The sequence below is a fragment of the Streptomyces sp. UNOC14_S4 genome (genome assembly GCF_020740835.1).
In the GTDB taxonomy this organism is placed as follows: domain Bacteria; phylum Actinomycetota; class Actinomycetes; order Streptomycetales; family Streptomycetaceae; genus Streptomyces.
Genome location: NZ_JAINFC010001005.1, coordinates 1 through 829, shown reverse-complemented (window position 1 = coordinate 829; position 829 = coordinate 1). Strand labels below are relative to the sequence as shown.

The 829-nt window shown below is 73.5% G+C and carries 2 protein-coding genes; both read left to right on the top strand.

Features of this window, described 5'->3' with window-relative positions; genetic code table 11:
* Positions 1 to 406: helix-turn-helix transcriptional regulator (locus K6I34_RS37600; RefSeq protein ID WP_229332491.1), on the top strand; the 406-nt coding region annotated here is incomplete at its 5' end.
* 11 nt (positions 407 to 417) lie between these two features.
* Positions 418 to 723, top strand: a complete 306-nt coding sequence (locus K6I34_RS37595; RefSeq protein WP_121797752.1) for a chorismate mutase — start codon at positions 418 to 420, stop codon at positions 721 to 723.
* Positions 724 to 829: the final 106 nt, after the last annotated feature.

Sequence of the window (829 nt, the reverse complement as noted above, 5' to 3'; positions counted from 1 at the left end):
CGCCGACACCGGACCGGACACCGACCCCGTCCTCGCCGCCCTCGCCCGCGACGCCTGCCTGCCCCTCTCCGTCGCCCAGCACGCCGCCCGCCACGGCATGACCCCCGCCGAACTCCGCACCGCCGTCCGCCGCCGCGCGGGCTGCAGCCCCAAGGACTACCTCCTGCACATCCGCCTCGGACGCGCCAAGGAACTCCTCGCCGCCACCGAACTCCCCATAGCCGCCGTCGCCCGCCGCGTCGGCTACGACGACCCCGCCTACTTCAGCCGCCTCTTCACCCGGCGCGTCGGCACCGCACCCGTCCGCTTCCGCCAGCACCAGAGCCGCGCCGTCCCCGGCGGCTGGAGCGACCGCGTACCCGATCCGAAGCACCCGCCGGTCATCGGACCACGCACTTCCGCATAGGCTCGGGGAGCATGAGTGACAGCACCCACGACGAATCCGTCAGCGCCGAGCTGGGACGACTGCGCGACAGCATCGACAACATCGACGCCGCCATCGTCCACATGCTCGCCGAGCGCTTCAAATGCACCCAGCAGGTCGGCCACCTCAAGGCCGCCCACAAGCTGCCGCCCGCCGACCCCGCGCGCGAGGCCCGCCAGATCGCGCGACTGCGCGAGCTCGCCACGAACGCCAAGCTCGACCCCGCCTTCGCGGAGAAGTTCCTCAACTTCATCATCGCGGAGGTGATCCGCCACCACGAGACGATCGCCCGCGCCTGACCCTCCGGGGGGGGGCGCCTTCCGGGGTGCCCCGTCAGGGGCGCGGGGCTGCATTCACTGTGCGGCTCCGCCGCGTGGGCGCGACCAGCCCCCACCGGCCCGCGGA

Bases quoted from the DNA above. Each gene is read 5' to 3' on its own strand.
- K6I34_RS37595 (WP_121797752.1), top strand. From the start codon at position 418: ATGAGTGACAGCACCCACGACGAATCCGTCAGCGCCGAGCTGGGACGA.